Here is a 14,030-nt window from a genome sequence, read left to right as displayed (position 1 = left end):
GCGGGATAGTTAGCGGCGGAGGCGCAACCAGAGACCGGCCAGAGGCGGCAGGGTCACGGTCGCCGAGGCCGGGCGACCGGCCCAGGGCTCGTTATACGCCTTCACACTGCCCTGATTTCCCACACCGGAGCCGCCGAAGTCGCCGGCATCCGTGTTGAGGATTTCCTCCCACTGCCCGGCGAACGGAAGGCCGACCCGGTAGTCGGTGTGCGGCTGGCCGGCGAAGTTGAAGAAGCACGCGACCGGAACGCCGTGGTTGTCCCAGCGCAGAAACGACACGACGTTCTGGCTGGCAGCGCCGCCGTCGAGCAGTTCGAAGCCGCCCGGGTCGTTGTCCCGGCTCCATAGGCTCGCGTTGTCGCGGTAGACCCGGTTGAGCTGGCCGACGAGATTGAACAGGCCGCGGTGTGCCGGCTGGTCGAGCATCCACCAGTCCAATCCGCGCTCTTCGCTCCACTCCGAACGCTGACCGAACTCGCTGCCCATGAACAATAGCTGCTTGCCGGGGTGCGCCCACATGAACGCGAGGTAGGCGCGCACATTGGCGAGTTGCTGCCAGGAGTCACCGGGCATCTTGGAGACCAGGGCGCCCTTGCCGTGCACGACCTCGTCGTGGCTGATCGGCAGCAGGAAGTTCTCGCTAAAGGCGTAGATGAACGAGAACGTGATGTCGTTGTGATGGTATGAGCGGTACATCGGGTCGACCTGCATGTACTCGAGCGAGTCGTGCATCCAGCCCATGTTCCACTTGAACCCGAAACCGAGGCCGCCACCGCTGGTCGGCGCCGTCACTCCGCCCCAGTTGGTGGATTCCTCGGCGATCATGATCGTGCCCGGATTGCGCTTGTACGCCGTCGCGGTGATCTCCTGCAGCAGGCTGATCGCCTCAAGGTTCTCGTTGCCGCCGTACTGGTTCGGCTCCCACTGGCCGTCTTCGCGCGAATAGTCGAGGTAGAGCATGGAGGCGACGGCGTCGACGCGCAGGGCGTCGATGTGGAATTCTTCGAGCCAGTACAGCGCGTTGGCGACGAGGAAGTTGCGCACCTGCATCTGCCCGAAGTCGAAAATGTAGGTGCCCCAGTCCAGCTGCTCACCGCGACGCGGGTCGGGGTGCTCGTACAGGGCCTGGCCGTCGAACCGGGCCAGGGCGAAGTCGTCCTTGGGAAAGTGACCGGGCACCCAGTCCATGATCACGCCGATGCCGGCCTGGTGCAGCTGGTCGATCAGGTAGCGCAGGTCGTCGGGGGAGCCGAACCGGCTGGTCGGTGCGTAATAGCCGCTGACCTGGTAGCCCCAGGAACCGCCAAACGGATGCTCCGCCAGGGGCATGAATTCCACGTGCGTGAAGCTCAGTTCCTGCAGGTAACCGACGAGCTCATCGGCCAGGTCTCGGTAGCCGAGGCCGGGGCGCCAAGAGCCGACGTGCATCTCGTAGACGCTCATGGCCTGGTTGTGCGGATCGTTGGCCTTGCGATTGAAGAGCCAGGCGTCATCCGCCCACTCGTAGTGGGACTCTGTGACGACCGACGCGGTCTGCGGTGGTACCTCGGCGAGACGGGCCATCGGGTCGGCCTTTTCCACCCAGGCGCCGGACTGCGCGAGCAGCTGAAACTTGTAGTTGGTGCCGAGTTCGAGGCCCGGAATGAACAGCTCCCAGACGCCGGTGCTTCCCATGTTGCGCATGGCGTGGGTCACGCCGTTCCACCCGTTGAAGTCGCCGATCACCCGTGCGGCGCGGGCGTGCGGTGCCCACACCGCGAACGAAGTGCCGGTCGATGACGCCGTGATGCCCTGGTGCTGACGGTGGTGGGCGCCCAAAACGTCCCAGAGGCGCTCGTGGCGGCCTTCACCGATGAGGTGCAGGTCCAGCTCGCCGAGGGTCGGGATGAATCGGTACGGGTCATCGCAGATCCAGGTGAGGGCGTCCTCGTAGCGGGCCTCGATCGTGTAGTCGCTGAGTCCGAGGGTGCTTTCGCCCTGCCAGATGCCGTGCGCGAGGTGCGCCAGCTCCACGTGGGAGCCGTTGGCGAGAATGGCGAAGACCTCGGTTGCAAGCGGGCGTAGGGCGCGAATGATCACGAGCGGGTCGGAGACGCCAGTCTGGTGGGCGAGGTGCTGGCCGAGAATTTCGTGGGGGTTGTAGTAGCTGCCGGCGGCGACGGTCTCCAGGATGTGATCGTCGATCGCAGCCGGCTCGGGCGGGGCGACGTGCTTTTTCACAGACGGTGTCTTCGGGGACTGAGCCTTCTTAGCGTCGATTTTCTTTCCCTGACCCTTCTCGTCCGTGGACTTGTTCTTCTTCTTGTGTTTCTTCTTGCCGTCGCTCATGCGCGGCCCTGGCCAGGATCGTGGGGAGTGACGTGCAGAATGTGCACCGGTTCGGTGAAAGCATCGAGCCGCACGAAGTTATCGGCCGACCAGGTCCAGGTGGCACCCGAGACGAGGTCGTGCACGTCGAAGGTGTCGCCGCGCGCAATGCCGAACCGGGTCACGTCGAGGTGCACCACGGTCTGGCGCACCGAGTGCGGGTCGACGTTGGCGACGATGAGGAGGGCATCCGCTTGGCCGGTGCCGGTGAACGCCGCGTCGAGGTACTTGCTGTAGACGAGGATCGAATCGTCGTCGCTCGAGTGGATGTCGAGGTTGCGCAGTTGGCCGAGCGCCGGATGCTCGGAGCGGATGCGGTTCAGCAGCGTGAGGTACGGCGCAAGGGACTGACCTAGCTCCTCGGCCTTGCTCCAGTCACGCGGCCGGTACTCGTACTTCTCGTTGTCGATGCTCTCTTCGGCGCCCGGCCGTGCGACGTTCTCGAACAGATCGAAACCGGCGTAGACCCCCCAGCTCGGCGCCGCCGTCGCGGCCAGTGCCGCTCGAATCTTGAAGGCGGCCGGCCCGCCAAATTGCAGGTATTCGGTGAGAATATCGGGGGTGTTCACGAACAGGTTCGGGTGCAGAAAGTCGGGGGTGTCGGTGGCGAGGCCGTCGAAGAACTCCTCGAGCTCGATCTTCGTGTTGCGCCAGGTGAAGTAGGTGTACGACTGCTGGAAGCCGACCTTGCCGAGCGCCTGCATGAGGGCCGGGCGAGTGAACGCTTCGGCCAGAAACACCACGTCGGGGTCGGCCTGGTTGACTTCGGCGAGCAGCCATTCCCAGAAGTCGAGCGGTTTGGTGTGCGGGTTGTCCACCCGAAAGATACGCACGCCGAGGCTGATCCAGTAACGCAGCAGGCGCAGCGCCTCGGCGCGGATGCCGTCCGGATCATTGTCGAAATTGATCGGGTAGATATCCTGATATTTTTTCGGCGGGTTTTCGGCGTAGGCGATGCTGCCGTCGGGCAGCGTCGTGAACCACTCCGGGTGTTCCGTGACCCAGGGATGGTCGGGGGAAGCCTGCAGCGCAAAGTCGAGGGCGACCTCGATGCCGAGGGAGGCGGCCTTCTGCAGAAAGAACGTGAAGTCGGCCACCGTGCCGAGGTCTGGGTGGATGGCGTCGTGGCCGCCGTCTTTCGAGCCGATCGCCCAGGGCGAGCCCGGATCGCCGGGGGCGACCTCGAGCGAATTATTCGGCCCCTTGCGAAAGGCCTGCCCGATCGGGTGAATCGGCGGAAGGTAGAGCACGTCGAAGCCCATGGCGGCCACTTCGGGCAGTCGCTTGGCTGCGGTGCGGAACGTTCCGCTTTTCCAGCTGCCGTCGGCGCGCCGCACGGCGCCCTCCGAGCGTGGAAAGAATTCGTACCAGGAGCCGACCCCGGCTCTGGCCCGTTCGACGATAATCGTGCGCTCGGCCGATAGCGAGGCTAGTCCGGCGAGGGGGTGGGCACTGATGGCCTGCAGGAGGGCGGCATCTGCCACGGCGAGAAAACGCTCGGTGGCCGGCTTACCGGTGTCGGCGAGGGTCTTCGCGGCCGCTTGAAACAGACGGCGGGCGGCGAGCGGGCGGGCTTTGTCGACGCCGGCCTGGGTGAGGAGTTCGCCGCCGATGGTGAACATGAGTTCCACGTCAATGCCGGCCGGTATCTTGATCGCGGCATTGTGTTCCCAGGTGGCGAAGTCGTCGGCGTAGGCTCGCACCCGATAGGTCCAGTGGCCAGCAGCGCCGAGTTGGGCCTCGGTGCCGTAGCGGTCGGTGCCGTCGGCCTGCAACGCCATCGGATGCCGCGTGGTGCTGCCGTCGGGCGCCGTCAGCTGCAGATCGACGCCGATGAGGTCGTGTCCCTCACGAAAAGCGGTCGCGCCAAACGGCACCACTTCGCCCACGAAGGCGCGGGCCGGCCAGAGGTTGTCGTTCAGCTGGGGAGACAGGTCGAGAACGGGGATTCGACCAACGGATGCGGCGGCGCGGCTTCCCGCAGCCGCGCCCGCAGACACGCGCGCGGGGGCGCTGCTCGATGCTGTCGTCAGGATCGTTTTTTTTGCTGCTGTCTTGGCCACACCACGACCGTAGCGTGAAAGCGTGGCAATGGCTTCCGCGTTCTGCCCTCCTGGCGTGCGCGCGGTGAAGTTTGACTGTTACGTGTTGGACACGTGGCACCCCTAAGGTTGACCTCGTGAAGGCCATCCGTAAATTTACCGTCCGTGCCGTTCTCCCCGAGCCGCTCGCGGCTCTGGAGGAGCTTGCCGGCAATCTCCGCTGGTCGTGGCATGAGCCCACACGGCAACTATTCGAGCACATTGCCCCCGAGCTCTGGCGCGAGATCGGCACCGACCCGGTCGCGCTGCTCGGTGCCGTCGCCCCGCGTCGCCTCGACGATCTCGCGCAGGATCACGACTACGTCGCCGAGGTCAACGCCACCCGTGACGGGTTGCGCGACTATCTCGAGCAGCCACGCTGGTACCAGGGGCTCGAGGGCGAGAAGCCGGCCGCCATCGCCTACTTCTCACCGGAGTTCGGCATCGCCGCTGCCCTGCCGCAGTATTCGGGGGGCCTCGGCATTCTCGCCGGTGACCACCTGAAGAGCGCTTCGGACCTTGGCCTGCCTTTGGTCGGCGTCGGCCTGTTCTATCGCGCCGGCTACTTCAGCCAGGCCATCTCTCCTGACGGCTGGCAGATGGAAAGCTATCCGCTGCTCGACCCCGACGGGCTTCCGCTCGCCGTGCTGCGCCGGGCCGACGGCTCCGCCGTACAGGTGTCGCTCGCGCTGCCCGACGACCGCACCCTGCATGCCCGGGTCTGGCAGGCCAAGGTGGGCCGAGTGCGTTTGCTGTTGCTCGACGCCGACATTCCGGAGAACGCCGACGACCTGCGCCTGGTCACCGACCGCCTGTATGGCGGCGGCGGCGAACACCGCCTGCTGCAGGAACTGCTGCTGGGCATCGGCGGTGCTCGCGCGGTGAAGCTGTGGAGCTCGCTGCACGGACTGCCGGAGCCCGAAGTGTTCCACACCAACGAGGGTCACGCCGGTTTCCTCGGCCTCGAGCGCATCTCCAGCCTGATCGGCGAGGGCCTCAGCTTTCAGGAAGCTCTGCAGGTGGCCCGCGCCGGCACCGTTTTCACCACCCACACTCCGGTCGCCGCCGGCATCGACCGCTTCGAGCGGTCGCTCGTGCGACGCTACTTCGGCACCGACCTGCTGCCCGGCGTCGATGTGGAAGATCTGCTCGCGCTCGGCGCTGAGAGCTACGATGGCGGTTCCAACGACGTGTTCAACATGGCCATTATGGGGTTGCGGCTCGGCCAGCACGCCAACGGTGTCTCGACCCTGCACGGCGAGGTCAGCCGTCGCATGTTCAACGGCCTGTGGCCTGGCTTTGATTCAGCGGATGTTCCGATCACGTCGATCACGAATGGCGTGCACGCGCAGAGTTGGACCGACCCGGCGCTGAAGAGCCTCGCCCACACCAAGCTCGGCACGAGCGACACCTCGACGGCCAACTGGGCCTCTGCGGATGTCTCCGACCAGGACCTGTGGTCGGTGCGCGGTCAGATGCGCCTGCAATTCGTCGAGGATGCCCGCCGCCGACTGCTGAACGCCTGGCGGGACCAGAACCCGGGCGGCATCCCCCCGACCTGGATCAATCGTGTCTTCGACCCGAACGTGCTGACCATCGGGTTCGCCCGCCGTGTTCCTACCTACAAGCGGCTCACCCTGATGTTGCACGACCCTGAACGTTTGCGCGCCCTGCTGCTGCACTCGGAGCATCCGATTCAGATCGTCATCGCCGGCAAGTCGCACCCCGCCGACGAAGAGGGCAAACGCCTGATCCAGAAGATCGTGCAGTTCGCGGCCGACCCGGCCCTGCGCACGCGCATCGCTTTTCTGCCCGACTACAACATCGCCATGGCCCAGCTGATGTACCCGGGAACGGATGTTTGGCTCAACAATCCGCTCCGTCCGCTCGAGGCCTGCGGAACGAGCGGCATGAAGGCTGCCCTCAACGGTGCCCTCAACCTGTCGATCCTCGACGGCTGGTGGCCCGAATACTACGACGGCAAGAACGGCTGGGCGATTCCGTCTGCCGATTCGGCCGGCGACTCCGCTGAACGCGACCGGCTCGAAGCCGAAGCGCTCTACGACCTGATCGAGCATCAGGTCGCCCCGACGTTCTACGAACGGAACGCCGATGACGTGCCCGAACGGTGGGTCTCGAATATTCGGCACACCCTCGCCACCCTCTCGCCGGCACTGTCCGCCGACCGTATGGTCAGCGAGTACGTGCAGCGGCTGTATCGCCCGGCCGGACACTACGAAGGGCTGATGTCGGCCAACAACTACCGCGCGGCCCGCGAACTGGCCGCGTGGAAGGGCCGGATCGTGTCGGCCTGGCCGCAGGTCGCGGTGACCCACGTGGAATCGGGCGGTGTCTCGTCGGTGCCCGAAGTGGGCGACGACCTGCACCTGCGCGCACACGTGCAGCTCGGCGGACTGGCGGCAGAGGACGTGACCGTCGAGGTCGTCTACGGCAAGAGCCTGGGCACCGACGAGCTGCGCGACGTGGCCATTCAGGCGCTCGAACCGGCACCGCTGAAAGAAGCATCGACCGGCGGCGCCACCCTGTTCACCGGAACGGTCGAGCTCGACCGGGCCGGAGCCTTTGGGTATACCGTGCGTGTCGTTCCCCGCAATGACCTGCTGATCAGCCCGGCCGAAATGGGTCTGGTCGCCATCGCGAACTAGCCGGTCAGGCGCGCCGTGCGCGGCGCGGAACGAACGCGCCGTGCGCCCGCATCAGCTGCATCGACGCACCGGACACGAACAGGGCAGTGCCGGGCGCGTGCTCGATCACCGAGTCGCGCAGGTCGTCGTGACCGGAATCCCAGAGCAGTGTGTAGGCATCCACTCCCTCGTGCGCTGGCAGGGTGACCGTCTCGTCCTGCTCGCGGGCGTTCACCACGAGCAAAATACGGTTGAAGGCTTCGTGTTCGGGGGTGGACGCTGCCATGTACTGCAGGGTGCGCTCGGTCGGCGAGTTCCAGGCCTCCCCGGTGAGCGCTTCGCCGGCGATGTTGTACCAGTCCAGCTGGCTGGCGCTCGGCGTCGTCTCGCCGAAGCGACCGAAGTGCACGGGGCGCAGGGCCGGGTTTTCCCGGCGCAGCTGCAGAAGGCGGCGGGTGACCCGGTGCAGGTCCTGCTGCCAGTCGTCGAAGTCCCAGTTGAGCCAGGTCAGCTCGCTGTCCTGGCAGTAGGCGTTGTTGTTGCCGCGCTGGCTGCGGCCGAACTCGTCGCCGGCGGTGAGCATGGGAATGCCGGCCGAGAGCAGCAGTGTGCCGAGCAGGTTGCGCATGGCCTTCCGCCTGGTGGCCAGAATGGCCACGTCGCGGGTCGGACCCTCGACGCCGTGGTTGTAGGAGCTGTTGTTGTCGGTGCCGTCACGGTTCGACTCGCCGTTGCCGAGGTTGTGCTTCGTATCGTAGGCGGTGAGATCGGCGAGGGTGAAGCCGTCGTGCGCGGTGATGAAGTTGAGCGAGGCGAGCGGGCCGCGCGCTTCCGAAAAAGTGTTCGACGACCCGGCGACGCGGGTCGCAAAGCGTCCGATGCCGCTGCCGGCCGAGCCGGTCAGACGCAGACTCTTCATGTCGGAGAGCCAGAAGTCGCGCATCCGGTCGCGGTAGCGGTCGTTCCACTCGGTCCACCCGGGCGGAAAATTGCCGGTCTGCCAGCCGCCCTGCCCGACATCCCACGGTTCGGCGATGAGTTTCACACCCGCCAGCTCCGGGTCGTCGCGAATCTCGGTGAGCAGCGGATGTTGCGGGTCGTAGACCACGCCGGCGTCCCGGCCGAGCGTAGCGGCCAGGTCGAAGCGGAACCCATCGACCTGCACCTCGTTGGCCCAGTACCGCAGGGAATCGAGCACGAGGCGCTTCGGCACGTCGTGGCTGAAATTGACCGTGTTGCCGCACCCGGTCACGTCGATATACGCCCCGGAATCGTCCTGACGGTAATATGCCGCGTTATCGATGCCGCGCAGGCTCGTGACCGGGCCGTTGCGACCCTCCTCGGCCGTGTGGTTGTAGACCACGTCCAAAATGACTTCGAGCCCGGCCTCGTGCAGCAGCTTGACCATGCCTTTGAACTCGCGCAGCACAGCGGCCGGACCGGCCGACTGCGCTGCCTGGGTGGCGTAGTCGGCGTGCGGCGAAAAAAAGTTGAGGGTGTTGTAACCCCAGTAGTTGATTAGGCCCTGTTTGATGAGACGCTGCTCCGACACGAACGCCTGCACCGGCAACAGCTCGACCGCGGTCACGCCGAGGTCTTTTAGGTAGGCGATGGTCGATTCGTGGGCGAGCCCGGCATAGGTGCCGCGCAGGACGGCCGGCACCAGCGGATTGAGCCGGCTGACGCCGCGCACGTGCGCCTCATAGACCACCGTGTGGTCGAGGGCGACTTTCGGTTTCGTGGCGCCGTTCCAGTCGAAATAGTCATCGACCACCGAGGACTGCCAAAGTCCGGCCCCGACCCGCACCAGACCACGAGAATACGGTTCGATCAGGGTTTTCTCCGGGTGAAACGAGTTCTTCGAGCTGGCCGGGCCGGAGACGCGGATACCGTAGCGGCGCCCAGGGGACAGCGTGCGCGATTTGCCGGACCACACGCCGTGCACGTCCTTGGTCATCGGCACGCTCTTGACGATCCAGTTCGGGTCGGTGTCGTCGAAAAGACACAGGTCCATGGCGTCGGCGTGTTCGGCCCACACCCGTAGTTCGCCGCCGGCGCTGGTTAGTCGCACACCGAGGTTGCGCAGGGGATCGGTGGAACTCATGGGTTCAAGAATAATCAGTGTGCGGGAAGCTGACGACCACCGGCATCCGCTCGACGGTAAATTTGGGGTGCGTAAAATTTGGGGGCGTAAAATAGGGGGCATGGTTGTCTATTTGGACCATGCGGCGACCACGCCCATGCTCCCCGCCGCTATTGCCGCCTACGCCGAAGCGATGGGTGTCGTCGGTAACCCCGCTTCGGTGCACAGCCAGGGGCAGAATGCCAAGCGGATGCTCGAAGAGTCGCGCGAAATCGTGGCCGCCAGCCTCGGCTGCGACCCGATCGAGGTTGTTTTCACCGGCAGCGGCACCGAGGCCATCAACCTCGGAATCAAGGGGCTGTACTGGGCGCGCGCCCCGCGCCGGCGCATTCTGGTGCCCGGCGGCGAACACCACGCCACCCTCGACACCGTCGAGTGGCTCGCCGAGCATGACGGTGCCGTGATCGAGTGGATTCCGCTCGACGACCAGGGCCGCGTCGACCTCGCCGCGCTCAAGGCTGCTATTGCCCGGGACCCGTTTGATATTGCGCTGGTCAGCGTGATCATGGCCAACAATGAGGTCGGCACCATCGAACCCGTCGCCGAGGTGGCGGCGCTCGCCGCGGTGCACGGCATTCCGGTGCACGTCGACGCCGTTGCGGCGTACGGCTATATTCCGGTGGACTTTCGCACGCTGGCCGCCGCCGGGGTGTCGGCGCTCAGCGTCTCGGCGCACAAGGTCGGCGGACCGGTCGGTATCGGCGCTCTCGTGCTCGGTCGCGCCACCACCGTCGAACCGCTCATCCACGGTGGCGGACAGCAGCGTAAGGTGCGCAGCGGCACGCAGGATGTCGCGGCAGCGGTGTCGTTCGCGGTGGCGGCATCCGCTCTGTCGGCTGAGCTGTCTGCGGCTGCCGGCGGCGAAACCGCGCGCCTGGCAGCCCTGCGCGACCGGGTGATCGCAGGCGTGGCGCGGGTCGCACCCGATGCTGTGCTCAATGGCGACCCGATCATTCGGCTGCCGGGTAACGCGCACTTCAGTTTTGCCGGCTGCGAGGGCGACTCGCTGCTGTTTCTGCTCGACGCCGCCGGGGTGTCGGTGTCGACCGGGTCGGCCTGCCAGGCCGGGGTGCCCGAACCCTCGCACGTGCTGCGGGCGATGGGGCGCAACGAGATCGAATCCCGCGGTGCTCTGCGGATCACCCTGGGCCACACGTCGACCGATGCCGACGTCGACGCGCTGCTCGCGGCGTTGCCGGCCGCGCACGCCCAGGCGCTCCGGGCCGGAATGGCCGATCGGGTGCCCGGGCGCTGACCTTGGCCGTGTCAGATACTCCGCGTACACTCGTTGGGTGAAGGTTTTAGCAGCAATGAGTGGCGGTGTTGATTCCGCCGTCGCAGCCGCGCGCGCGGTCGAAGCGGGGCACGAGGTGGTCGGCGTGCATCTCGCACTGAGCCGAATGCCGGGCACGTTGCGCACCGGCAGTCGCGGCTGTTGCACCGTTGAAGATTCAATGGATGCCCAGCGCGCCGCCAACATCATGGGCATCCCCTACTACGTCTGGGACTTCTCCGAACGGTTCAAGCTCGACGTCGTCGACGACTTTATCGCCGAATACGCCGCCGGCCGTACCCCGAACCCGTGCATGCGCTGCAACGAAAAGATCAAGTTCGCCGCCCTGCTCGAAAAGGCCATGGCCCTCGGCTTCGACGCCGTCTGCACCGGCCACTACGCGAGCATTCTGACGGATGCCGATGGCAACAAGGAGCTGCACCGCGCGGCCGCCTGGGCTAAAGACCAGTCCTACGTGCTCGGCGTGCTCACCGCTGACCAGATTAACCACTCCATGTTTCCGCTCGGCGCCACGCCGACCAAGGCCGAGGTGCGGAAAGAAGCCGCCGAACGCGGCTTCTCGGTGGCGAACAAGCCCGACTCCTACGACATCTGCTTTATTCCAGACGGCGATACCAAGGGCTGGCTCGGCGAACGCGTCGCCCCGGTAACCGGCGACATCCTTGACCGGGAGGGCAACACCCTCGGGCAGCACGACGGCGCCGTCGCGTTTACGGTCGGCCAGCGCAAGGGCCTCTCCATTGGCACTCCGGCCGCCGACGGCAAGCCGCGCTTCGTGCTTGAGGTGCGCCCGATCACCAACACGGTCGTCGTCGGTCCGAAGGAGGCGCTCGCCATCAAGGAGATCGCCGGCAACAAGTACACCTGGGCCGGGCTCGCCCCCGAGCATCCAGAGGTGGAATTCGCCTGTCATGTGCAGATTCGCGCCCACGCCGACCCGGAACCTGCCGTAGCCCAGGTCGTTTCAACCGCCGCCGTCACCGGCGTCGACGGCACGGTCGAATTGCGCATCATTCCGAACCAGCCGCTCGCCGGCGTCGCCCCCGGGCAGACCGCCGTCGTCTACGTCGGCACCCGGGCACTCGGCCAATGCACCATCGATCGCACGGTCAGCGCCGTACCGATTTCATCAGGCAGTTCCGTCTCAGCACCTACCGCTTCGGCCAGCCCCGTCCCGGTCAATGCCTGAGTCCGTCGCCGACACCACCCCTGACGACCTCGTCGCCGCAGCCGCCGAGGCTGCCGACATCACCACCCGCGTACTCGCCGCCCGGGACGCCTACTACGGGCAGGACACGGTCGTCATCTCCGACGCCGACTACGACCTGCTCGTGCGGCGCCTCGGCGAGCTGGAGCGGCTGCACCCCGAGCTGCAGAGCCAAGACAGCCCCACTCAGACCGTCGGCGGCCGCGCCGAGGTCACACTGTTCGACCCGGTCACCCACGCCGAACGGATGCTCAGCCTCGACAACGTCTTCTCCCTCGACGAGTTCGACGCCTGGGCCCGCAAGGCCGCGGAGAACTCGGGCCGCGCGGTGCACTATCTGTGCGAGCTCAAGATCGACGGCCTCGCCATCAATCTGCGCTACGCCGATGGAGTGCTCGTCTCCGCGGCCACCCGCGGTGACGGGGTCGTCGGCGAAGACGTCACCGAGAACATAGACCTCGTGCCCGGCATCCCGTCTCGCCTGGACGGCACCGGGCATCCGTCGTTGATGGAGGTGCGTGGCGAGGTGTTCTTTCCCACTGCCGCCTTCGACGAGCTGAATGCCGCACAGTCCGCAGCGGGCGAGCGAGTGTTCGCGAATGCCCGCAACGCGGCGGCCGGGTCGCTGCGCCAGAAGGCGGCCGGCAAGAACACCGACCAACTGCGCCTCATGAAGGCCCGCCTGGGGCGGCTGCGCATGCTCGTGCACGGCATCGGCGCCTGGGAGAACCCGCCCGTCAGCACGCAATCCGAGGTCTACGGCCTGCTCGACGGGTGGGGACTGCCGACCAGCAGCTACTTCAAGGTGGTCGAGTCGGTTGCCGAGGCTGCCGAGTTCATCGAGTACTACGGAGCCCACCGCGGCAGCGTGGTGCACGAACTCGACGGCATCGTCATCAAGATCGACGAACTGGCCCTGCACGCCGAACTCGGCGCCACAAACCGGGCACCGCGCTGGGCCATCGCCTACAAGTACCCGCCGGAGCAGGTCAACACGAAACTGCTCGACATCGTCGTGAGCGTCGGCCGTACCGGCCGCGCCACCCCATTTGCTGTGATGCAAAAAGTGCTCGTGGCCGGTTCCGAGGTGCGCCAGGCGACCCTGCACAACCAGGACGTCGTCAAGGCCAAGGGCGTGCTGATCGGCGACACCATCGTGCTGCGCAAGGCCGGCGACGTCATCCCCGAGGTGCTCGGCCCGGTCGTCGAGCTGCGCGACGGCACCGAACGCGAATTCGTCATGCCCCTGAACTGCCCGGAATGCGGCACCCCGCTCGCCCCCGCGAAGGAGGGCGATATCGACCTGCGCTGCCCGAATGCACGCAGCTGCCCGGCCCAGGTGCGCGGTCGGGTCGAACACATCGGCAGCCGCGGCGGCCTCGACATCGAGGTGCTCGGCGAGGTCGCGGCCTCCGCGCTCACCCAGCCGACCGTGCCGGCCGACCCGCCGCTGTCGACTGAGGCAGGCCTGTTCGACCTTGAACTTGCCGACCTGCTGCCGATCCAGGTGATCGTGCGCGACGCCGAGACCGGACTGCCGAAGGAAGACGACGACGGGGTCGCAAAAATCCGCATGCCGTTCTCGCGCAATCCGAACCCCGCCGAGAAGAAGGCGGGCCTGACCGGTTTGCAGCCCTCGGCGAGTGCCCTCAAACTGCTCGCCGAGATCGAGAAAGCCAAGACCAAGCCGCTCTGGCGCATCCTGGTATCGCTCAACATCCGTCACGTCGGCCCGGTCGCCGCCCGCGCACTGGCGAACCATTTCGGTTCGCTCGACGCCATTCGCGCGGCCAGCCGGGAGGAACTCGCCGAGGTCGACGGCGTCGGCGGCATTATCGCTGACGCGGTGCTCGCCTGGTTCCTGGTGGACTGGCACGTCGCAATCATCACCCAGTGGGCCGCGGCCGGCGTGCAATTCGCCACGCTGGGGCATCCAGGTCCTGGCGCGGCCGAGGCCGCCGGAGGAGTGCTCGCCGGGCTCACTGTCGTCGCTACCGGCTCGCTCGAGGGCTTCACGCGGGAGGGCGCCCAGGAGGCGATCATCGCCGCCGGCGGCAAGAGCGCGTCGAGCGTGTCGAAGAACACTGACTTCGTCGCCGCCGGGCCGGGCGCAGGATCCAAGCTCGGCAAGGCCGAAACCCTCGGCATCCGCATTCTCGACGCCGACGAGTTTCGTACCCTGCTCGCGGAGGGGCCGGCCGGGTTGGCGCCCGCGTCCTCACCTGCATCCACGTAGGCTGCCGCACAGGTTTCCTTGGTTTTGCGTGAAATTCCACCGGCCGCGCACCGAGCG

The 14,030-nt window shown here is 66.5% G+C and carries 7 protein-coding genes; 4 read left to right on the top strand and 3 right to left on the bottom strand.

Translation table 11 applies throughout. The annotated features are described in order from the left end of the window. Positions 1-9 precede the first annotated feature (9 nt). Positions 10-2,328, bottom strand: coding sequence for a 1,4-alpha-glucan branching protein GlgB (glgB, locus tag BLS91_RS12870; RefSeq protein WP_092341165.1), 2,319 nt, complete (start codon positions 2,326-2,328; stop codon positions 10-12). Further along, on the bottom strand, positions 2,325-4,430 hold the full coding sequence (locus BLS91_RS12865; protein WP_420838505.1) for an alpha-1,4-glucan--maltose-1-phosphate maltosyltransferase: 2,106 nt from the start codon (positions 4,428-4,430) through the stop codon (positions 2,325-2,327). Before BLS91_RS12865 ends, glgB begins: the two co-directional genes overlap by 4 nt. Before the next feature lie 116 nt (positions 4,431-4,546). On the opposite strand from BLS91_RS12865, the gene glgP reads away from it, so the two are divergent. Then, positions 4,547-7,114 (top strand): alpha-glucan family phosphorylase, encoded by a 2,568-nt coding sequence (gene glgP / locus BLS91_RS12860; protein ID WP_092341164.1) that lies wholly within the window; start codon positions 4,547-4,549, stop codon positions 7,112-7,114. Positions 7,115-7,118: 4 nt separating this feature from the next. Here glgP and glgX read toward each other — a convergent pair whose 3' ends face one another. Beyond that, a complete protein-coding gene (glgX, locus tag BLS91_RS12855; RefSeq protein ID WP_092341163.1) occupies positions 7,119-9,197 on the bottom strand; it encodes a glycogen debranching protein GlgX in 2,079 nt (692 codons plus the stop codon). A gap of 100 nt (positions 9,198-9,297) precedes the next feature. Between glgX and BLS91_RS12850 the strand changes: the two genes are divergently transcribed. Genes BLS91_RS12850 through ligA form a run of 3 tightly spaced genes read left to right on the top strand, consistent with a single transcriptional unit; the run spans position 9,298 to position 13,973 of the window. After that, complete coding sequence (locus BLS91_RS12850) at positions 9,298-10,491, top strand: cysteine desulfurase family protein (RefSeq protein ID WP_092341162.1); 1,194 nt, start codon at positions 9,298-9,300, stop codon at positions 10,489-10,491. A 55-nt stretch (positions 10,492-10,546) separates the two neighbouring features. Further along, entirely contained in the window at positions 10,547-11,719 is a 1,173-nt protein-coding gene (gene mnmA / locus BLS91_RS12845) for a tRNA 2-thiouridine(34) synthase MnmA (protein ID WP_092341161.1), read from the top strand. Further along, positions 11,712-13,973: an NAD-dependent DNA ligase LigA gene (gene ligA, locus BLS91_RS12840; RefSeq protein ID WP_092341160.1), complete on the top strand. Its 2,262-nt coding sequence runs from the start codon at positions 11,712-11,714 to the stop codon at positions 13,971-13,973. Before mnmA ends, ligA begins: the two co-directional genes overlap by 8 nt. Positions 13,974-14,030: the final 57 nt, after the last annotated feature.

The sequence above is a fragment of the Cryobacterium flavum genome (assembly GCF_900103805.1).
In the GTDB taxonomy this organism is placed as follows: domain Bacteria; phylum Actinomycetota; class Actinomycetes; order Actinomycetales; family Microbacteriaceae; genus Cryobacterium; species Cryobacterium flavum.
The sequence above is the reverse complement of the archived record's forward strand: the minus strand, read 5'-3'. Positions and strand labels throughout refer to the sequence as shown.

Bases quoted from the DNA above. Each gene is read 5' to 3' on its own strand.
- glgB (WP_092341165.1), bottom strand. From the start codon at position 2,328: ATGAGCGACGGCAAGAAGAAACACAAGAAGAAGAACAAGTCCACGGAC.
- glgX (WP_092341163.1), bottom strand. From the start codon at position 9,197: ATGAGTTCCACCGATCCCCTGCGCAACCTCGGTGTGCGACTAACCAGC.
- BLS91_RS12850 (WP_092341162.1), top strand. From the start codon at position 9,298: ATGGTTGTCTATTTGGACCATGCGGCGACCACGCCCATGCTCCCCGCC.
- mnmA (WP_092341161.1), top strand. From the start codon at position 10,547: ATGAGTGGCGGTGTTGATTCCGCCGTCGCAGCCGCGCGCGCGGTCGAA.
- ligA (WP_092341160.1), top strand. From the start codon at position 11,712: ATGCCTGAGTCCGTCGCCGACACCACCCCTGACGACCTCGTCGCCGCA.